Origin of the sequence: Pantoea sp. Ap-870, from assembly GCF_011752515.1 — a bacterium.
In the GTDB taxonomy this organism is placed as follows: Bacteria; Pseudomonadota; Gammaproteobacteria; order Enterobacterales; family Enterobacteriaceae; genus Pantoea; species Pantoea dispersa.
This window is the reverse complement of record NZ_VWXG01000009.1, coordinates 193,462-211,556: the sequence shown is the minus strand read 5'-3', so window position 1 is coordinate 211,556 and position 18,095 is coordinate 193,462. Positions and strand designations below refer to the sequence as shown.

Sequence of the window (18,095 nt, the reverse complement as noted above, 5' to 3'; positions counted from 1 at the left end):
CCTCGTTATTCGATGACGACCAGCGGCTCGTCGAATTCAACCGGCTGGCCGCTTTCCACCAGGATCGCCTTCACAACGCCGGATTTATCGGCTTCGATCTGGTTCATCATTTTCATCGCTTCAACGATGCACAGGGTGTCGCCAGCGTTCACTTTCTGACCCACTTCCACAAATGCTTTAGCGTCCGGGCTTGGGGTACGATAGAAGGTACCGACCATCGGCGAACGCACGATGTGGCCGCTGACTTCAGGTTTAGCCGCTTCTGCAGCGACAGGCGCAGCAGCAGGTGCAACCGCAGCAGCCAGCGCAGGCTGTGGAGCCGGAACAGCATAAGCCTGCTGCATCATAGGGTAACCGACATTGGCAGGTGAACGGCTGATGCGAACTGACTCTTCGCCTTCAGAGATTTCCAGCTCAGCGATGCCGGACTCTTCAACCAGTTCGATCAGTTTCTTAATTTTACGAATATCCATGAGTGTGGTTCCGTACTCTGTTTAATTGGAATGTGACAGGCGTTTTACGGCCGTTTGTAAAGCCCACGAGTAGCCGTCGGCGCCCAGTCCACAGATGACGCCGGCAGATACATCGGAAAGATAGGAGTGATGTCGGAACGGTTCGCGTGCATGCACATTTGAGAGATGCACCTCAATAAAAGGAATGCTAACCGCCAACAGCGCATCGCGCAGGGCAACGCTGGTGTGCGTAAACGCAGCCGGGTTGATGATGATGTAATCGACGTTGCCGCGGGCTTCGTGAATACGATCAATCAGCTGGTATTCCGCATTCGATTGCAAATGACTCAATTTCACATGGTGCTGGTCGGCCTGTTGCGTCAGATCGCTGACAATCTGCGCCAGCGTGGTGTGACCATACTTGTCAGGCTCGCGCGTTCCCAACAGGTTCAGGTTGGGTCCGTTTAACAGCAGTATGTGAAATTTATGCGCCATCTTGCGGCTATCTCCTGCAATCAGTGAGGCATCGCGTAAAATACCGCGACATCCTTCATTTGTCACTCTTCAGAGTGAAAAAGAAGACTTCGCTTGCAATAAAGCCGGGCATTATATCCGTTTCGAGGCAATTCGCAGCAAAATACTGGTCTTATCTGCGAAGTTGATCCGGCGAGGCCCGAAGGCCACACCTTTTAACAGATCTCGCAGCAGGAAAACAACCTTGCGGGGATTATCGGCGCAGAAGTTTACGCAACTTATTGTAACGCCAGCCTAACAGCGCCAGCGCCAGTAGTGCATAAATCCACGGCTGCGGTGACAGCACTTTTACTGACCAAAGATAGTGGACAGGCGCGAGGATCGCGACCAGATAGATGCCGTTGTGCAGCGTTTGCCAGCGGCGTCCCAGTTTGCGCTGGGCGCGCTGAAAAGAGGTGATGGCGAGAGCAAACAGAATAATCCAGCTGATCATGCCCAGTAACAAATAGGGGCGCGAGACAATCTCACTGCCGAGTAATCGCAGATGATCGTAGCCCAGTTCCAGCAGATAGTAGCTGGTGAGATGCAGACAGGCCCAGGCAAAGCACCACAGGCCGAGCAGCCGGCGGGTACGAATCAGCAGCGGCTGCTTCAGATAACGCGTCAGCGGGCTTACCAGCAGCGTCGCCAGCAGCAGCTTCAGCGCCATGCGGCCGGTAAAATGCTGGATATCTTTCGCCGGATCGGCGCTCAGCCAGCCCTGATTTGCCGCCAGAAACAGGTACACCAGCGGCAGAAACGCCGCCAGATGCAGCACCACTTTCAGCAGCGTAACGTGGCGTAATGTCAGGCGCACTCAGTAGTTCTCCCGTAAATCGAGACCGCGATACAGCGAGGCCACCTCTTTAGCATAACCGTTGAACAGCAGCGTCGGCTGGCGTTCCACCTTGAGAATGCCGCCCGCACCGATAAAGCGCTCAGTCGCCTGCGACCAGCGCGGGTGGTTGACGTGCGGATTCACGTTAGCGTAGAAGCCATACTCGTTAGCGGCGATCTGGCTCCAGGTGGTAGGCGGACGATCGTGCGTCAGGGTAATTTTGACGATCGACTTAATCCCTTTAAAGCCATATTTCCACGGCACCGTCAGGCGAATCGGCGCGCCGTTTTGCGGCGGCAGCGCTTTGCCGTAAACGCCGGTGCTGAGCAGCGTCAGCGGATGCATCGCTTCGTCCAGCCGCAAGCCTTCAACATAGGGATAATCCAGCCCGCCGCCGATAAAGCGGTCCTTTTGTCCCGGCATCTGATCGGGCGCGTATAACGTCTGGAAAGCGACATAGCGGGCATTGCTGGTGGGTTCAGCCAGCTTCAGCAGCTTGTTGAGTTCAAAGCCTACCCAGGGAATCACCATCGACCAGGCTTCAACGCAGCGCATGCGATAGATACGCTGCTCCATGGCGAAACGTTTGAAGATGTCGTCCATATCCAGCGTCATCGGCTTCGCCACTTCACCCTCAATGCGCAATTGCCACGGGTCAGTTTTTAGCGTGCCGGCATTGGCGGCGGGATCGGCTTTGTCGAGACCAAATTCGTAGAAGTTGTTGTAGCCAGCGACTTTATCAAACGGCGTCAGCGGCAGGTCCGCCTGCCACTGGGCCGGTTTACTGAACTGCAGATCGCGTCCGGCAGGCGCTGGCGGCCTGTCATTGCCCTTAAACCAGCTCAGCACATCGGCCTGTGCGCCGCCGGGCAGACTGGCTGCGGCAGCGCCAAGCCCCAGCGCTTTCAGCACCTGGCGGCGGCGCAGATTAAAAATGCTTTCCGGCGTAACATCGGCTTCGGTAAGGATGTGCGTGCGCTTCATGGCGTTCTCCGGCAAATCGATTAACTGCAGCTAGCATGATCAAACGCTGCCCGGCGCGCCACTTTCGCTGGCAAAATGTGAAATTTCCTGGCCGGTGCGTTCTGTTGAGAATAGGACGAAAAAGCCGCCCCGGAAGCCAGCGCTTCACACTTTGACGTTATACTCGCGCCGCAGGGTGGCGAAACCCGGCGCCGGGCGGGCGCTGATTTGGATCGGTAATTGTGATAATTTGCTCAGGTTTGCACCAGCGCGGCTGGCGCGAACCGTTGGCTGGCGTTCATAAACCGCAGTGATACAGGCACAGGGATGCGATTAACAACCAAGTTTTCTGCGTTTATTACTTTATTAAGCTTACTGGCGATGTTACTGATGCTGGTAGGCTGCGCTTTTAGTTTTATCTGGCTGTCGCAGCAGCGCGTAGAGAACCGTGTGCAGACGCTGGCGACGGAAGTCGATAAAGCGCTGGCCAGCCAGTCACCGCAGGAACTGACGCAGTGGCTGACGCGCCTGATGCCCGTCATCAATGCCGAGCAGCTGGAACTGCATCACGATGATACCGTGCTGTTCCGCCTCGCGCGTCATGAAAATCCGATGCTGGAAGACGAGCCCAACCGTTTCATTCAACTGGATGTGCCGCTGGTGCACGCGCCGGGCATGGCGCTGCGCGTGGTGGTGCTCGATCCCGCCAAAACCTGGTTCCGCTCGTTCACCGGTGCCTACACGCTGATTATCCTGCTGACGGTGGTGGCGATCATGTCGGCGCTGCTGGTGATGACGCACCGCTGGCTTAACCGCCGCTGGCAGCATATGGAGCGGCTGGAGGCGCGCGCGGAGCGCATTCTGGCTGGCGAGCGCGCGCCGCGCAGCGATACCATCGCCGAATGGCCGCCGAAAGCCAGCCGCGCTATCGATCTGCTGCTGGGGGATTTACAGGAGGCCGGCGAGCAGCGTCTGCGTATCGACACCTTAATCCGCACCTTTGCCGCGCAGGATTCGCGCACCGGCCTGAATAATCGCCTGTTTTTCGATAACCAGCTGGCCACGTTGCTGGAAGACCAGGAAGACGTTGGCACGCACGGTGTGGTGATGATGGTGCGGCTGCCGGACCTCGACACCCTGCATGAAACCCTCGGACCGACGCTGGTTGATGAATACCTGTTCGACCTAGTGAACATGCTCTCCACCTTCGTGCTGCGCTATCCGGGTGCGCTGCTGGCGCGCTATTTCCGCAGCGACTTTGCCGTACTGCTGCCGCACCGCACTTTGAAAGAGGCCAACAGCATTGCCGACCAGCTGATCAACGCGGTGGATTCACTGCCGCCGATGCGCATGGTGGATCGTGATGACCTAATCCACATTGGCATCAGCGCCTGGCGCAGCGGCGAGTCGGTGTCGCAGGTGATGGAGAATGTCGAACTGGCCACGCGCCGGGCGGCGCTGCAGGGCGGCAACAACTGGTCGGTAGGCGAGGGCAATACGCTGGAGATGGGGCGCGGCAGCGTGCGCTGGCGCACCCTGCTGGAAAACACCGTAAACCGCGGCGGCCCGCGTCTGTACCAGAAACCGGCGGTGCTGCTGGACGGCAAAGTGCATCACCGTGAAATGCTGGCGCGCGTGTTCGACGGCGATAAAGAGGTGGTGTCGGCAGAGTTCATGCCGCTGGTGCTGCAGCTTGGCATGGCCGACAGCTGGGATCGTCAGCTGGTCATGCGTATTGCGGCGCTGTCGGAGGTCTGGCCGGATGAAACGCTGGCGCTGCCGGTGAATATCGATTCGCTGCTGCAACGGCCGTTCCAGCGCTGGCTGCAAAAATTGCTGCTGCAGTGCAGTAAATCGCAAAGAAAACGATTTTTATTTGAACTTGCTGAGGCGGATGTTTGTCAACACATCAATCGTTTAGTGCCGGTTTTCCGTATGCTGACCGCGTTTGGCTGTCGGATTGCGGTAGATCAGGCCGGATTAACGGTGGTGAGTAGCGCTTACATCAAGCAGTTCCCGATTGAGCTGATCAAGCTCGATCCGGGTCTGATTCGCAACATTGAGCGCCGTACAGAAAATCAGCTGTTCGTGCAAAGTTTGCTGGAAGTGTGTAAATCCACGCCCACCAAAGTCTTTGCCGCCGGTGTACGCACGCGCGCGGAGTGGCAAACGCTGGCCGGGCTGGGCGTCGCGGGCGGCCAGGGCGACTTTTTTGCTCCTTCGCTGCCGGTGAACAGTAACGTGAAGAAACACTCGCAACGTTACCGGATTTAGCGCGTCAGCCACAGATACGGCAGCAGGCGGCTATTTTTCGCCTTTATGCCGTGCGCAGCCGGCGCGATCGGCGGCGGGAAATGTTAGATTTTATGTCGGAATTCACCCGCGACCGGCGGGTGAATTTGCGTTTAGAGCGGCAGCTTAGCGCCGTTTAACGCCGGTGTCGGACGGCAGCACCGCCGCGAAAAATTATTCAGCCTGGTTTTTCACCGAAGCAGAACGTTTTTGCGCCTTGTAGCGGCTTCGCGTGGTTGGTAAAGTAGGCGGATTTTATTTTCCGCCCCCAGCTTGCAGGATTATCCCTTAGTATGTTTAAAAAATTTCGTGGCATGTTTTCCAATGACTTGTCCATTGACCTGGGTACCGCGAATACCCTGATTTACGTAAAAGGACAAGGCATCGTGCTGAACGAGCCTTCTGTGGTTGCCATTCGTCAGGATCGCGCCGGCTCCCCAAAGAGCGTAGCGGCTGTTGGTCATGATGCAAAGCAGATGCTTGGCCGTACGCCGGGTAACATCGCAGCTATCCGTCCGATGAAAGATGGCGTTATCGCCGACTTCTTCGTGACTGAAAAAATGCTCCAGCACTTCATCAAGCAAGTGCACAGCAACAGCTTTATGCGCCCCAGCCCACGCGTGCTGGTGTGCGTGCCGGTTGGTGCGACCCAGGTTGAGCGTCGTGCCATCCGCGAATCGGCGCAGGGCGCCGGTGCCCGTGAAGTGTTCCTGATTGAAGAACCCATGGCCGCGGCAATCGGCGCGGGTCTGCCAGTGTCAGAAGCGACCGGCTCGATGGTGGTGGATATCGGTGGCGGTACGACCGAAGTCGCAGTTATCTCCCTGAACGGCGTGGTTTACTCTTCTTCTGTGCGTATTGGTGGCGATCGCTTCGATGAAGCTATCATTAATTACGTGCGCCGTAATTACGGCTCGCTGATTGGTGAAGCCACCGCTGAGCGTATCAAGCATGAGATCGGTTCTGCTTATCCGGGTGACGAAGTGCGCGAGATCGAAGTGCGCGGCCGTAACCTGGCTGAGGGCGTGCCGCGTGGCTTTACGCTGAACTCCAATGAAATCCTTGAAGCGCTGCAGGAGCCACTGACCGGTATCGTCAGTGCCGTGATGGTCGCGCTGGAGCAGTGCCCGCCGGAGCTGGCGTCTGACATCTCCGAGCGCGGTATGGTGCTGACCGGTGGCGGCGCGCTGCTGCGTAACCTGGATCGTCTGCTGATGGAAGAGACCGGTATTCCGGTGGTGGTCGCAGAAGATCCGCTGACCTGCGTAGCGCGCGGCGGCGGTAAAGCACTGGAAATGATCGACATGCATGGCGGCGATTTGTTCAGCGAGGAGTAATTCCTCTCCGGCTGAGACCGTGGTCAAATTGCGCAGGGAATAGCGACGATACCCAAAATCAGCACAACGGCAGGACGATGGCCATCGCATGCCGCACGGCAGCCTCAGCAGCAGGCACCGGGCAGCAGCGGCACAACATCGTCACTGCGGTTTGCAGGATGCGGGGTAACTGGCGACGCTGCGCACGACGGCGTATAGCGTCCAGCCCTGGAGGCGTGAGTGCTGACACTCACGCTTCTTCCCTGATGTCGAGGAATTCGCAGAATTTATGAAGCCGATTTTTAGCAGGGGACCTTCCCTGCAGTTGCGCCTGTTTCTGGCCGTGATTGTGGCTATCGCGATTATTGTCGCCGATAGCCGGATCAGCACGTTCTCCCAGATCCGCAACTACCTGGACACGTCGGTCAGTCCATTTTACTTCCTGGCCAACGGGCCACGACAGCTTCTTGACGGCGTTTCCGAAACGCTGGCCTCGCGCCAGCAGCTGGAGCTGGAAAACAAAGCGCTGCGCCGTGAGCTCTTCCTGAAAAACAGTGACCTGCTGATGCTGGGGCAATACAAGCAGGAAAACGCGCGTCTGCGCGAGCTGCTCGGCTCGCCGCTGCGTCAGGATGAGCACAAAATGGTGACCCAGGTGATCTCCACCGGCACCGATCCTTACACCGATCAGGTGATCATCGATAAAGGCAGCGTCAACGGCGTGTATGAAGGCCAGCCGGTGATCAGCGATAAAGGCGTGGTCGGCCAGGTGGTGGCGGTAGGGCAGATGACCAGCCGCGTGCTGCTGATTTGTGATGCCTCGCACGCCCTGCCGATTCAGGTGCTGCGTAACGATATTCGCGTCATCGCCGCCGGTAACGGCTGCAGCGAAGATCTGCAGCTGGAGCATCTGCCGGGCAATACGGATATTCGCGTCGGTGATGTGCTGGTGACGTCAGGCCTGGGCGGACGCTTCCCGGAAGGCTATCCGGTCGGCGTGGTGTCGTCAGTGAAAGTGGATACGCAGCGTGCCTATACCGTGATTCAGGCGCGTCCGACCGCCGGTCTGCAGCGTCTGCGCTACCTGCTGCTGCTGTGGGGTGCGGATAAGAACGGCGACATGCCGATGGCACCGGATGAAGTGCATCGCGTGGCCAACGAGCGCCTGATGCAGATGATGCCGCAGGTGCTGCCGCCCGCGGGCGAAATGGGGCCGCCGGCACCCGCCATGATGCAGCAAAATCAGCAGATGGGGCCGCCACAGCCCGCCGCCAGCAGCCGTTCGCAGGGTAATCCGGCGAACTCGCGCGGAGGCCAGCCTTGAGTCGATATCGCAGCCAGGGGCGTTGGGTGATCTGGCTGTCCTTCCTTGTTGCGCTTATCCTGCAAATCATGCCGTGGCCGGATCAGATTTACATGTTCCGGCCATCGTGGCTATTGCTGATCCTGATCTACTGGGTGCTGGCGCTGCCGCACCGGGTCAATGTGGGCACCGGCTTTTTCCTCGGCGCCATTATGGATCTGGTCGCCGGCTCAACGCTGGGCGTGCGTGCGCTGGCGTTCAGCATTATCGCCTATCTGGTGGCCTTTAAATTTCAGCTATTCCGTAATCTGGCGTTGTGGCAGCAGGCATTAATGGTTATGGTGCTGTCGCTGGCGGTTGATGTGATTGTTTTCTGGGCAGAATTTCTGGTCATCAACGTCTCCTTCCGCCCGGAAATCTTCTGGAGTAGCGTGGTCGACGGTATCCTGTGGCCCTGGCTATTCTTACTGATGAGAAAGATTCGCCGTCAGTTTGCTGTGCAATAAGGAATACAATGATAACCCTCTACCTGGCTTCCGGCTCACCGCGTCGGCGCGAGCTGTTAACGCAGCTTGGCCTGCAGTTTGAGCGCCTGATTACCGATGTTGAAGAGCAGCGTCAGCCGGGCGAAGCGGCGGAGTCTTATGTGCGGCGTCTGGCCAGCGATAAGGCGCGGGCCGGCGTGCAGATAGCACCGCAGGATCTGCCGGTGCTGGGCGCTGACACCATCGTGGTGCTAAATGGCGAAGTGCTGGAGAAACCGCGCGATGCGGCGCATGCCGCGCAGATGCTGGGTAAACTGGCCGGGCAAACCCATCAGGTCATGACGGCCGTGGCGCTGGCCGATGCGCAGGGCGAGCTGGATTGCCTGGTGACCACAGACGTGACATTCCGCACTATCACGGCAGAGGAAATTTCGCACTATATCGCCAGCGGCGAGCCGATGGATAAAGCCGGCGCGTACGGTATTCAGGGCCTGGGCGGCAACTTTGTGCGCCGCATCAATGGAAGTTATCACGCCGTAGTGGGATTGCCACTGGTGGAAACCAGCGAACTGCTGAGCCATTTTCAGTCGCTGCGTGCGTTAAGGGGACAAGATGACGGCTGAACTGCTGGTAAATGTGACACCTTCTGAAACCCGTGTTGCCTATATTGACGGCGGCATTCTGCAGGAAATCCATATTGAGCGCGAAGCGCGGCGCGGTATTGTCGGCAATATCTACAAAGGGCGCGTCAGCCGGGTACTGCCGGGCATGCAGGCGGCGTTTGTCGATATCGGGATGGACAAAGCGGCCTTTCTGCACGCCTCGGACATCATGCCGCACACCGAATGCGTGGCGGGTGATGAGAAGAAGAACTTTATCGTGCGCGATATCGCCGAGCTGGTGCGACAGGGACAGGATTTAATGGTGCAGGTGGTGAAAGATCCGCTCGGCACCAAAGGCGCCCGTCTCACCACCGATATTACGCTGCCGTCGCGTTACCTGGTCTTTATGCCGGGGGCTTCGCACGTGGGCGTCTCACAGCGCATTGAAAGCGAAGCCGAACGTGAGCGGCTGAAAGCGGTGGTTGCCGCTTACTGTGACGATCTCGGCGGCTTTATTATTCGTACCGCCGCAGAAGGCATTGGCGCAGAAGAGCTGGCGCAGGACGCGGCATTTTTAAAGCGCCTGTGGACCAAAGTCAGCGAGCGTAAGAAGCGCAACCAGACGCGCTGCCTGCTGTACGGCGAGCTGGCGCTGGCACAGCGCGTGCTGCGCGATTTCGCCGGCGCAGCGCTGGATCGCATCCGCGTCGATTCGCGCCTGACCTGCGATCTGCTGGTGGAATTTACCAGCGAATATATTCCGGAGATGGCCAGCAAGCTGGAGCTGTACAACGGCAAGCAGCCGATTTTCGATCTCTATGACGTGGAGAACGAGATTCAGCGCTCGCTGGAGCGCAAGGTGGAACTGAAATCTGGCGGTTACCTGATTATCGACCAGACCGAAGCGATGACCACGGTGGACATTAACACCGGTGCGTTTGTCGGCCACCGCAACCTCGACGAAACCATTTTTAATACTAATATCGAAGCCACGCAGGCGATTGCGCGCCAGCTGCGGCTGCGTAATCTCGGCGGCATTATCATCATCGACTTTATCGACATGAATAATGACGATCATCGCCGGCGCGTGCTGCACTCGCTGGAGAGCGCGCTGAGCAAAGATCGCGTCAAAACCAGCATCAACGGCTTCTCCGCGCTGGGGCTGGTCGAGATGACGCGCAAACGCACGCGCGAAAGCATTGAGCACGTGCTGTGTGCCGATTGCCCGGTGTGCCAGGGACGCGGTTCGCTGAAGACGGTGGAGACCGTGTGCTATGAAATCATGCGTGAAATCGTCCGCGTCCATCACGCTTACGACTCCGACAGCTTCCTGGTGTACGTGTCGCCCGCAGTGGGTGAAGCGCTGAAAAGCGATGAGTCGCACGCGCTGGCCGAAGTGGAAATTTTTGTCGGCAAGCAGGTCAAAGTACAGGTTGAACCGCTCTACACGCAGGAGCAGTTTGACGTCGTCATGATGTAAGTCGTGAGGTTGAACGCCGTAACCCAACGGAAAGCAAGGAGAGGTGTGTGAGGCGGTTGCCGGGGATTTTGTTACTGCTGCTCGCCGCAATCATCGTCATTGTGGCGCTGCTGGTCAGCGGGCTGCGCCTTGTGATGCCGCATCTCAACAGCTATCGCGGCGAGGTGCTGCACACCCTTTCGCGCGTCAGCGGCGTCACCATCGATGCCAGTGAAGTTCAGGGAAAATGGGAGAATTTTGGCCCGACCCTGCAGGTACGCGATCTGCGTATCGACATGGAAAAAGATGGCGAGCTGCAGATTGGCCGCGTTACGCTGGCGCTCAATGTGTGGCAGTCGCTGCTGCACTGGCGCTGGCAGTTCCGCGATCTCACCTTCTGGCAGCTGCGGTTGGCAACCAACCGTCCGTTGCTCACCAGCGACGAGCAAAAAAACAGCTTCAAACCGGCCCAAATCAACGATCTGTTCTTACGCCAGTTTGACCATTTCGATCTGCGTGACAGCAGCATCCGTTTTCTCACGCCTTCCGGCCAGCATGCCGAACTGGCGATTCCCCGTCTTACCTGGCTGAACGAGGACAACCGCCATCGCGCCGAAGGCGAAGTGAGCCTGTCCAGCTTCACCGGCCAGCACGGCGTGGTGCAGGTACGGCTCGATCTTAACGATACTAACGGGTTACTCAACGACGGCCGCATCTGGATGCAGGCCGACGACGTGGACGTGCGCCCGTGGATTGGCCGCTGGCTGCGTGATAATACCAGCCTGCAAAGCGCGCGTTTCAGCCTGGCCGCGTGGGTCAATCTGCGCGACGGTGAGGTGTACGCGGGCGATCTGCTGCTGAGCAAAGGCGGCGCACGCTGGCGCGGCGAGCAGGGTGATCATCAACTGCAGGTGGATGGCCTGACCGCGCATCTGGCGCGCTACCAGAATGGCTGGAGCCTGACGGTGCCGCAAACCCGGCTGATGACTGACGGCGTGGCCTGGGATGCCGGCCATATCGCCCTGCTGTGGAAGCCGGAAGATAAACAGATGATCGGCGCGAACAGTGCAGCGGAAGTGCGGGTGCGTGCCACCCGGCTCGATCTGCAGCGTCTGGCACCGCTGGTGCCGCTGTTTGCGCCGCTCTCGCCCACGCTGCTGGACAACTGGCGGGCGCTGCAGCCGCGCGGCTATATCGACGCGCTGGCGCTGGATATTCCGCTGGCGCAGCCGGAGCAGACGCGTTTGCAGGCGCGCTGGCGCGATCTGGCGTGGCAGCACTGGCAGCTTTTGCCGGGCATCAGCAATCTGAGCGGCAGCGCCAGCGGCAGTCTGAACCACGGCCAGCTGGATGTGCAGATGGGCCAGGCCGAAGTGCCGTACGGCGATATGTTCCAGGCGCCGTTACAGATTCAGCAGGTCACCGGCAGAATTAACTGGCTGCGCGATGGCAACGGCCTGACGCTGGATGGCCAGCAGCTGGACGTGCAGGCACGTTCGCTATGGGCGCGCGGCGATTTCCGCTATCAGCAAAATGTCGGTAAAGCGCCGCGCCTCGACATTCTTGCCGGGATTCGCGTCACCGACGCCGGTGATGCGTGGCGCTACTTCCCTGAGCCGCTGATGGGCCACGACCTGACGCAGTATCTCAGCGAAGCGGTCAAAGGCGGCCAGGTGGAGAATGCCACGCTGCTGTTTGCCGGCGATCCGCGTCTGTTCCCGTTTAAGCACCACGACGGCATGTTTGAAGTGGCCGTGCCGGTGCGCAATGCTACCTTCCAGTTCCAGCCAGGCTGGCCGGCGCTGCAAAACCTCGATATCGACCTCGATTTTATCAACGACGGTCTGTGGATGAAGGCGGCGCAAACCCGGCTGGGTGCGGTGGGCGCGCGCAACGTCAGTGCGGTAATCCCGGATTACCTGAAAGAGAAGCTGATCATTGACGGTGATTTGAGCGGCGAAGGTAAAGATATCGCCGACTATTTCGCCCGCACGCCGCTCAAATCCACGCTGGGTGCGGCGCTGGAGCAGCTGCAGATTGGCGGCAACGTGCGTGGTTCGCTCAACCTGGATATTCCGCTGGATGGGGAACTGGTGCACGCCAGCGGTAACGTGGTGCTGAATAACAACAGCCTGCACATTAAGCCGCTCAACACCACGCTGAAAAACCTGACCGGACGTTTCCGCTACAACAACGGAAACCTGGAGAGTGAAGAGCTGCAGGCCAACTGGTTCGGTCAGCCCACCGGCGTGCGTTTCACCACCACGGAAAATCCCGATGATTTTGGCGTTAACGTCAAACTGCTGGGCGACTGGCAGCCGGCAAAACTGGCCATGCTGCCTGCTAGTATAAGCAGTAAGCTGGGCGGCAGTCTGGCGTGGCAGGGCAATGTCGACATCACGCTGCCGCATCAGGGTGGGGCGCGCTACAAGGTTGATATTAACGGTGACGGCAAGACAGTGAGCAGTCACTTACCTCCACCACTGGATAAAGAAGCCGGTGAGGCACTGCCCATCGCCATTAATGCCAGCGGCGATTTGCACAGTTTTAACCTCAGCGGTAGCGTACGTGAGCACCATCGCTTTAACAGCCGCTGGCTGCTGGAGCCGCAGCTGCGCGTCGATCGCGGTATCTGGCTGAATGATGCCAAAAGCACGCCGGCGCTACCGGATCGGCGCGGGATGGTGCTTAATCTGCCGGCGCTGGACGGCGAAGCCTGGCTGGGGCTGATGACCGGCACGACGGGTTCACGCAATGCGCAGGGCGAGACGGACATCGGCGGCGCACTGCTGCCGGGCGATGTGACGTTGCGCACTCCGGCCCTGACGCTCGGCGGCCAGCAGTGGCACGATGTTAATGCCACGGTGACCCAGGGCGCGGGCGGCAGCACGCAGCTGCAGCTGGAGAGCCGCGAAGCGCGCGGCAGCCTGCGAACCGCACAACACGCGCCGTGGCAAATCGACCTGAGCTATCTTTATTACAATCCGCAATGGAGTGACGACGAAGCGGGCAAGGCCTCCTCGCCGTTCAGCGGTGACAGCGGCATTGATTTCCGCAGCTGGCCAGCGCTGCAGCTCAACTGTGCTGAGTGCTGGCTGCGCGGGCAGAAGTTCGGCCACATCCAGGCCAGGCTCCAGCCGCAGGGAGAGACGTTAGCACTCACTAACGGCAGCGTCGATACCGGCAGCTCGAAGCTCAATGTCGCGGGTGAATGGGTGAACAAAGCGGGCGAGCAGCGCACCTCGTTAAAAGGCAGCCTGAGCGGCAAAAATATCAATGATGCCACCAACTGGTTTGGCATGAACACGCCGCTGCGCGATGCGCCGTTCAAAATTAATTATGACCTGCACTGGCGCTCCGCACCGTGGCAGCCTTCAGAAAAGACGCTGAGCGGCACGCTGAAAACCCATTTCGGCAAAGGGCAGATTGCGGATGTGAACACCGGTCGTGCCGGACAGTTGTTGCGGCTGGTGAGCTTCGATGCCCTGCTGCGTAAGCTGCGCTTCGATTTTAGCGATACCTTTAATGAAGGTTTCTGGTTTGATTCGATCAACGGCACGGCGTGGATTGAAAACGGCGTGATGCGCACCGATAACCTGCTGGTGGATGGCCTCGAAGCGGATATCGCCATGCAGGGCAAAGTAGATCTGGTGCAGCGGCAAATCGACATGGAAGCGGTGGTGGCACCGGAGATCGGCGCCTCGGTTGGCGTGGCCACCGCGTTTGTGATTAACCCGGTGGTCGGCGCGGCGGTATTTGCCGCCAGCAAGGTGCTGGCACCATTATGGAATAAGATTTCGCTGCTGCGCTATCACATCAGCGGACCGCTGGATAAGCCGGAAATCAATGAAGTGCTGCGCAAACCGCGCGAAGCCGATAAGAAGTGAATTTGACGCCGTCGGGGAATTGCCGCAGGCTATGACTATCCGAGCACATAATGAGTGAGAAACGATGACTCTGAATCTGGTAAGTGAGCAGTTACTAGCTGCGAACAGCATTAATCAGCAGGACCTTTTTTCCCTGTTAGGGCAGCTTTCAGAACGTCGTCTGGACTATGCCGATCTCTATTTTCAGTCCAGCTTCCATGAATCCTGGGTGCTGGAAGACAAAATCATTAAAGATGGCTCTTATCACATCGATCAGGGCGTGGGCGTCCGCGCGGTAAGCGGGGAGAAAACCGGTTTTGCCTATGCCGATCAAATCAGCCTCAACGCCCTGCGCCAGTCGTCCGAAGCGGCGCGCAGTATTGTGCGCGAGCAGGGCAACGGCAAAGCGCACGCGCTCTCCGCGGTGCTTAACCGTTCACTGTACGCGCCGGTCAATCCGCTGGACAGCCTGACGCGCGAAGACAAAATCGCGCTGCTGCACCGGGTTGATAAAGTGGCACGCGCCGCCGATCCGCGCGTGCAGGAAGTGAATGCCAGCCTGAGCGGCGTCTACGAGCAGGTGCTGGTCGCCGCCACCGACGGTACGCTGGCGGCGGATATTCGTCCGCTGGTGCGCCTGTCCATTAGCGTTCAGGTGGAAGATCAGGGTAAACGCGAGCGCGGCGCCAGCGGCGGCGGTGCGCGTACCGGCTACGAATTTTTCCTCGCCGATGAGAGCGGCGACGTACGGGCCGATGTCTGGGCGCGCGAAGCGGTGCGCATGGCGCTGGTTAACCTGTCTGCCGTCGCGGCGCCAGCCGGTACACTGCCGGTGGTGCTGGGTGCGGGCTGGCCAGGCGTGCTGCTGCACGAAGCGGTGGGCCACGGTCTGGAAGGGGATTTCAACCGCCGCGAGACTTCCGTCTTCAGCGGTAAGATGGGCCAGCTGGTGGCGTCCGAACTCTGCACCGTGGTTGACGACGGTACCCTGCAAGGGCTGCGCGGTTCGCTGGCGGTGGATGATGAAGGCGTGCCGGGACAGTACAACGTGCTGATCGAAAACGGCGTGCTGAAAGGCTACATGCAGGACAAGCTTAATGCGCGTCTGATGGGCGTGCCGCCTACCGGTAACGGGCGTCGTGAATCCTATGCGCACCTGCCGATGCCGCGCATGACCAACACCTATATGCTGGCAGGCAAATCGACGCCGCAGGAGATCATTGAGAGTGTGGAGTATGGTCTGTATGCCCCTAACTTTGGCGGCGGCCAGGTCGATATCACCTCCGGCAAGTTTGTGTTCTCGACCTCCGAGGCTTATCTGATCGAGAACGGCAAAGTCACCAAACCGGTGAAAGGCGCGACGCTGATCGGCTCCGGCATTGAGGCGATGCAGCAGATTTCCATGGTCGGTAACGATCTGGCGCTGGATAAGGGCGTCGGCGTGTGCGGTAAAGAGGGCCAGAGCGTGCCGGTCGGCGTAGGTCAGCCCACGCTGAAGCTGGATAAAATTACCGTGGGCGGAACGGCTTAAGGTTCATGCTGGTGCGCATCAGTGCGCACCCTGTCAAAACCGCGCCACTCTTCCTGCAGGGTCACCCTTCGTGGTGACCTGCCATGCATCACTGAACAGCACTTTCCCGTCTGCGCCCTCAAGGCCGGCCATACCCGCGCGCCACCCCGGCTAACTTTTGCGGTGCTGCTGATACTGCCTCGCCACCTGCCTGAAATACTCGGTCAGATAATTGATACACACCTGCACCTTGAGCGGCAGCTTATCCTTCTCGGTATAGACGGCATACACCGGGCGCGGCTCCGAGTGATATTGCGGGAACAAAATATCGATCTCTCCGGCGTTAATCTCATCAATCACCCACATCAGCGGCACATAGGCGATACCGCAGCCCGCTTTCAGCCAGCGAATCAGCGTCTGAGAATCATTGGTGACAAAACGGCCCTGCGGCGTCAGGCGCGTCACCTGGCCTTCCGGCGCCACCAGCTCGAAGGTGTTATCCGGGCGCACGCTGTACTCCAGCCAGGAAAAGTTGTCGATTTCAGCCGGCTTTTCCGGCGTGCCGTGCTGGGCCAGGTAGCTCTTCGCCGCGCATACCACCATCGGCATGGCGCCCAGCCGGCGCGAGAACAGGTTGGAATCCTGCAGCTCACCGACGCGTATCACCACATCCAGCCCGTTAGCAATCAGGTCCGGCGCCGGTATGCCGGTCATCAGGTTGACGCTCAGTCCCGGGTATTCGTGCAGCATCTCGCTGGTCATGGCGGAGAGGACATTTTGCGCCATGGTGGTTGAGCAGCCGATGCGTAAAATCCCGATCGGCGTGTTGTTGAAGGCGTACAGCTGTTCGTGCACCTGTGAGGCCTCTGCCAGCATGCGGCGGCAGCCCTGATAATAAATCTTACCGGCTTCGGTCAGGCCCAGACTGCGGGTGCTGCGGTTAAGCAGTTTCACCTGCAGCTCATCTTCCAGTCTGGCAACAATCTGGCTGATTGACGAGACGCTGAGCTGCAGCTGGCGTGCGGCGGCGGTAAATGAGCCCAATTCAACCACTTTGGCGAAAATGGACATGCCTTTGAGTCGTTCCATTGTTTACTCTGGCTAAAAAGTGATTTAGCTCACAATATGTAGAAAACGTATAGTCAAGCGCGTTACTATACGCACGCTGGGTCTCTTCACCGCACCTGAACACGGCAGTGTTTACCCGATGATACGCTATGATTAGCTCAACGCGGCCTGAATGTTGTCATCAGATTATCCGTCACCCCACTATCATCAACCCGACGTGCCAGAGGGCATGAGGACAGGTATCGGTGCAATCCGGCAAGGTCGAACTAAGGAACCGAAATGAGTGTGCTTCCGGTATTTGTCGTATTCGGGCTGTCTTTTCCGCCCATCTTCATTGAACTACTGGTTTCGCTGGCGCTGTTCTGGCTGGTGAAACGCGTGCTGACGCCCAGCGGGATTTACGATCTGGTGTGGCATCCGGCACTTTTTAACACAGCGCTGTATTGCTGTGTGTTTTACCTTGTATCCCGTCTATTCGTCTGAGGTTTTAAGTGAAAGCGCTTATAAGAAAAATCGCGCGTTACGCCATTACGCTCCTGCTGGTTATCATCGCTGTTGTTATCATCTTCCGCGCCTGGGTGTTCTATACCGAGTCGCCGTGGACGCGTGACGCCAAATTCTCCGCCGACGTGGTGGCGATCTCCCCGGACGTGACCGGACTGATCACCGACGTCCCGGTACACGACAACCAGCTGGTGAAAAAAGGCGATACGCTGTTTATCGTCGACCGTCCGCGCTACCAGAAAGCGCTGGATGAGGCGCAGGCGGATGTCGAATATTACCAGGCGCTGGTTAGTGAAAAACGCCGTGAAGCGGCGCGCCGTAACCAGCTCGGTACCAGCGCGATGTCGCGTGAAGCTATTGAGCAGTCGAATAGCGACCTGCAGACCAGTGAACATCAGCTGGCCAAAGCGGTGGCGACGCGCGATCTGGCGGTGATCGACCTCGATCGCACCACCATCAAAGCGCCGTCCGACGGCTGGGTCACCAACCTCAACGTCTATCAGGGTGAATTCATCACGCGCGGCTCGGTGGCCGTGGCGCTGGTGCAGCAGCACTCGTTCTACGTGCTGGCCTACATGGAAGAGACCAAGCTGGATGGCGTGCGTCCCGGCTTCCGTGCGGAAATCACTCCGCTGGGCAGCAACACGGTGCTGCGCGGCACGGTTGACAGCATCGCGGCTGGCGTGACCAACAGCAGCAGCAGCGTCGACAGCAAAGGCATGGCCACCGTGGACTCCAACCTTGAGTGGGTGCGTCTGGCGCAGCGCGTACCGGTGCGTATTCGCCTTGACGATCAACCCGGCAACCGCTTCCCGGCGGGGACCACCGCCACCGTGGTGATCACCGGTGACAAAGACCGCCAGACCAAAGTGTCGCCGATGGCGCAGCTGTTCAACCGCCTGCGTGAGTTTGGTTAAGCGGGGG

The 18,095-nt window shown here is 58.8% G+C and carries 15 protein-coding genes; 10 read left to right on the top strand and 5 right to left on the bottom strand.

Features of this window, described 5'->3' with window-relative positions; all coding sequences use genetic code 11:
• Positions 1 to 5 precede the first annotated feature (5 nt).
• The 4 genes from accB to msrP all read right to left on the bottom strand — a co-directional run bounded on the left by accB (position 6) and on the right by msrP (position 2,787).
• A complete protein-coding gene (accB, locus tag F3J41_RS19820) occupies positions 6 to 473 on the bottom strand; it encodes an acetyl-CoA carboxylase biotin carboxyl carrier protein (RefSeq protein WP_058759883.1) in 468 nt (155 codons plus the stop codon).
• Between the two features lie 21 nt (positions 474 to 494).
• Positions 495 to 947: a type II 3-dehydroquinate dehydratase gene (gene aroQ / locus F3J41_RS19815; RefSeq protein ID WP_021508156.1), complete on the bottom strand. Its 453-nt coding sequence runs from the start codon at positions 945 to 947 to the stop codon at positions 495 to 497.
• A gap of 232 nt (positions 948 to 1,179) precedes the next feature.
• Positions 1,180 to 1,782, bottom strand: coding sequence for a protein-methionine-sulfoxide reductase heme-binding subunit MsrQ (msrQ, locus tag F3J41_RS19810; protein ID WP_021508155.1), 603 nt, complete (start codon positions 1,780 to 1,782; stop codon positions 1,180 to 1,182).
• Positions 1,783 to 2,787 carry a protein-methionine-sulfoxide reductase catalytic subunit MsrP gene (gene msrP, locus F3J41_RS19805; RefSeq protein ID WP_021508154.1) on the bottom strand — a complete coding sequence of 335 codons (1,005 nt, stop codon included), beginning with the start codon at positions 2,785 to 2,787 and terminating at the stop codon, positions 1,783 to 1,785.
• 306 nt (positions 2,788 to 3,093) lie between these two features.
• On the opposite strand from msrP, the gene csrD reads away from it, so the two are divergent.
• From csrD to tldD, 8 genes are all read left to right on the top strand, one after another.
• Positions 3,094 to 5,040 (top strand): RNase E specificity factor CsrD, encoded by a 1,947-nt coding sequence (csrD, locus tag F3J41_RS19800; protein WP_058759881.1) that lies wholly within the window; start codon positions 3,094 to 3,096, stop codon positions 5,038 to 5,040.
• A gap of 311 nt (positions 5,041 to 5,351) precedes the next feature.
• Positions 5,352 to 6,395 (top strand): rod shape-determining protein MreB, encoded by a 1,044-nt coding sequence (mreB, locus tag F3J41_RS19795; protein WP_003855260.1) that lies wholly within the window; start codon positions 5,352 to 5,354, stop codon positions 6,393 to 6,395.
• Between the two features lie 268 nt (positions 6,396 to 6,663).
• A complete protein-coding gene (gene mreC / locus F3J41_RS19790) occupies positions 6,664 to 7,698 on the top strand; it encodes a rod shape-determining protein MreC (RefSeq protein ID WP_021508152.1) in 1,035 nt (344 codons plus the stop codon).
• Positions 7,695 to 8,183, top strand: a complete 489-nt coding sequence (gene mreD / locus F3J41_RS19785) for a rod shape-determining protein MreD (protein WP_031279826.1) — start codon at positions 7,695 to 7,697, stop codon at positions 8,181 to 8,183. The genes mreC and mreD overlap by 4 nt, the downstream gene beginning before the upstream one ends.
• An 8-nt stretch (positions 8,184 to 8,191) precedes the next feature.
• Entirely contained in the window at positions 8,192 to 8,785 is a 594-nt protein-coding gene (locus tag F3J41_RS19780) for a nucleoside triphosphate pyrophosphatase (RefSeq protein WP_058775723.1), read from the top strand.
• Entirely contained in the window at positions 8,775 to 10,244 is a 1,470-nt protein-coding gene (gene rng / locus F3J41_RS19775) for a ribonuclease G (RefSeq protein WP_021508149.1), read from the top strand. The genes F3J41_RS19780 and rng overlap by 11 nt, the downstream gene beginning before the upstream one ends.
• A gap of 47 nt (positions 10,245 to 10,291) precedes the next feature.
• The gene (gene yhdP, locus F3J41_RS19770; protein ID WP_166712178.1) at positions 10,292 to 14,110 is read left to right on the top strand and encodes an AsmA2 domain-containing protein YhdP; all 3,819 of its coding nucleotides are present in this window, start codon (positions 10,292 to 10,294) and stop codon (positions 14,108 to 14,110) included.
• A 64-nt stretch (positions 14,111 to 14,174) separates the two neighbouring features.
• On the top strand, positions 14,175 to 15,620 hold the full coding sequence (gene tldD, locus F3J41_RS19765; RefSeq protein WP_021508147.1) for a metalloprotease TldD: 1,446 nt from the start codon (positions 14,175 to 14,177) through the stop codon (positions 15,618 to 15,620).
• 150 nt (positions 15,621 to 15,770) lie between these two features.
• Here tldD and aaeR read toward each other — a convergent pair whose 3' ends face one another.
• Positions 15,771 to 16,688 carry an HTH-type transcriptional activator AaeR gene (gene aaeR / locus F3J41_RS19760; RefSeq protein ID WP_031279824.1) on the bottom strand — a complete coding sequence of 306 codons (918 nt, stop codon included), beginning with the start codon at positions 16,686 to 16,688 and terminating at the stop codon, positions 15,771 to 15,773.
• A 258-nt stretch (positions 16,689 to 16,946) separates the two neighbouring features.
• Here aaeR and aaeX point away from each other — a divergent pair, with 258 nt between their 5' ends.
• Positions 16,947 to 17,150: a p-hydroxybenzoic acid efflux pump operon protein AaeX gene (gene aaeX / locus F3J41_RS19755; RefSeq protein ID WP_021508145.1), complete on the top strand. Its 204-nt coding sequence runs from the start codon at positions 16,947 to 16,949 to the stop codon at positions 17,148 to 17,150.
• An 8-nt stretch (positions 17,151 to 17,158) separates the two neighbouring features.
• Positions 17,159 to 18,088, top strand: coding sequence for a p-hydroxybenzoic acid efflux pump subunit AaeA (aaeA, locus tag F3J41_RS19750; RefSeq protein ID WP_058759877.1), 930 nt, complete (start codon positions 17,159 to 17,161; stop codon positions 18,086 to 18,088).
• Positions 18,089 to 18,095: the final 7 nt, after the last annotated feature.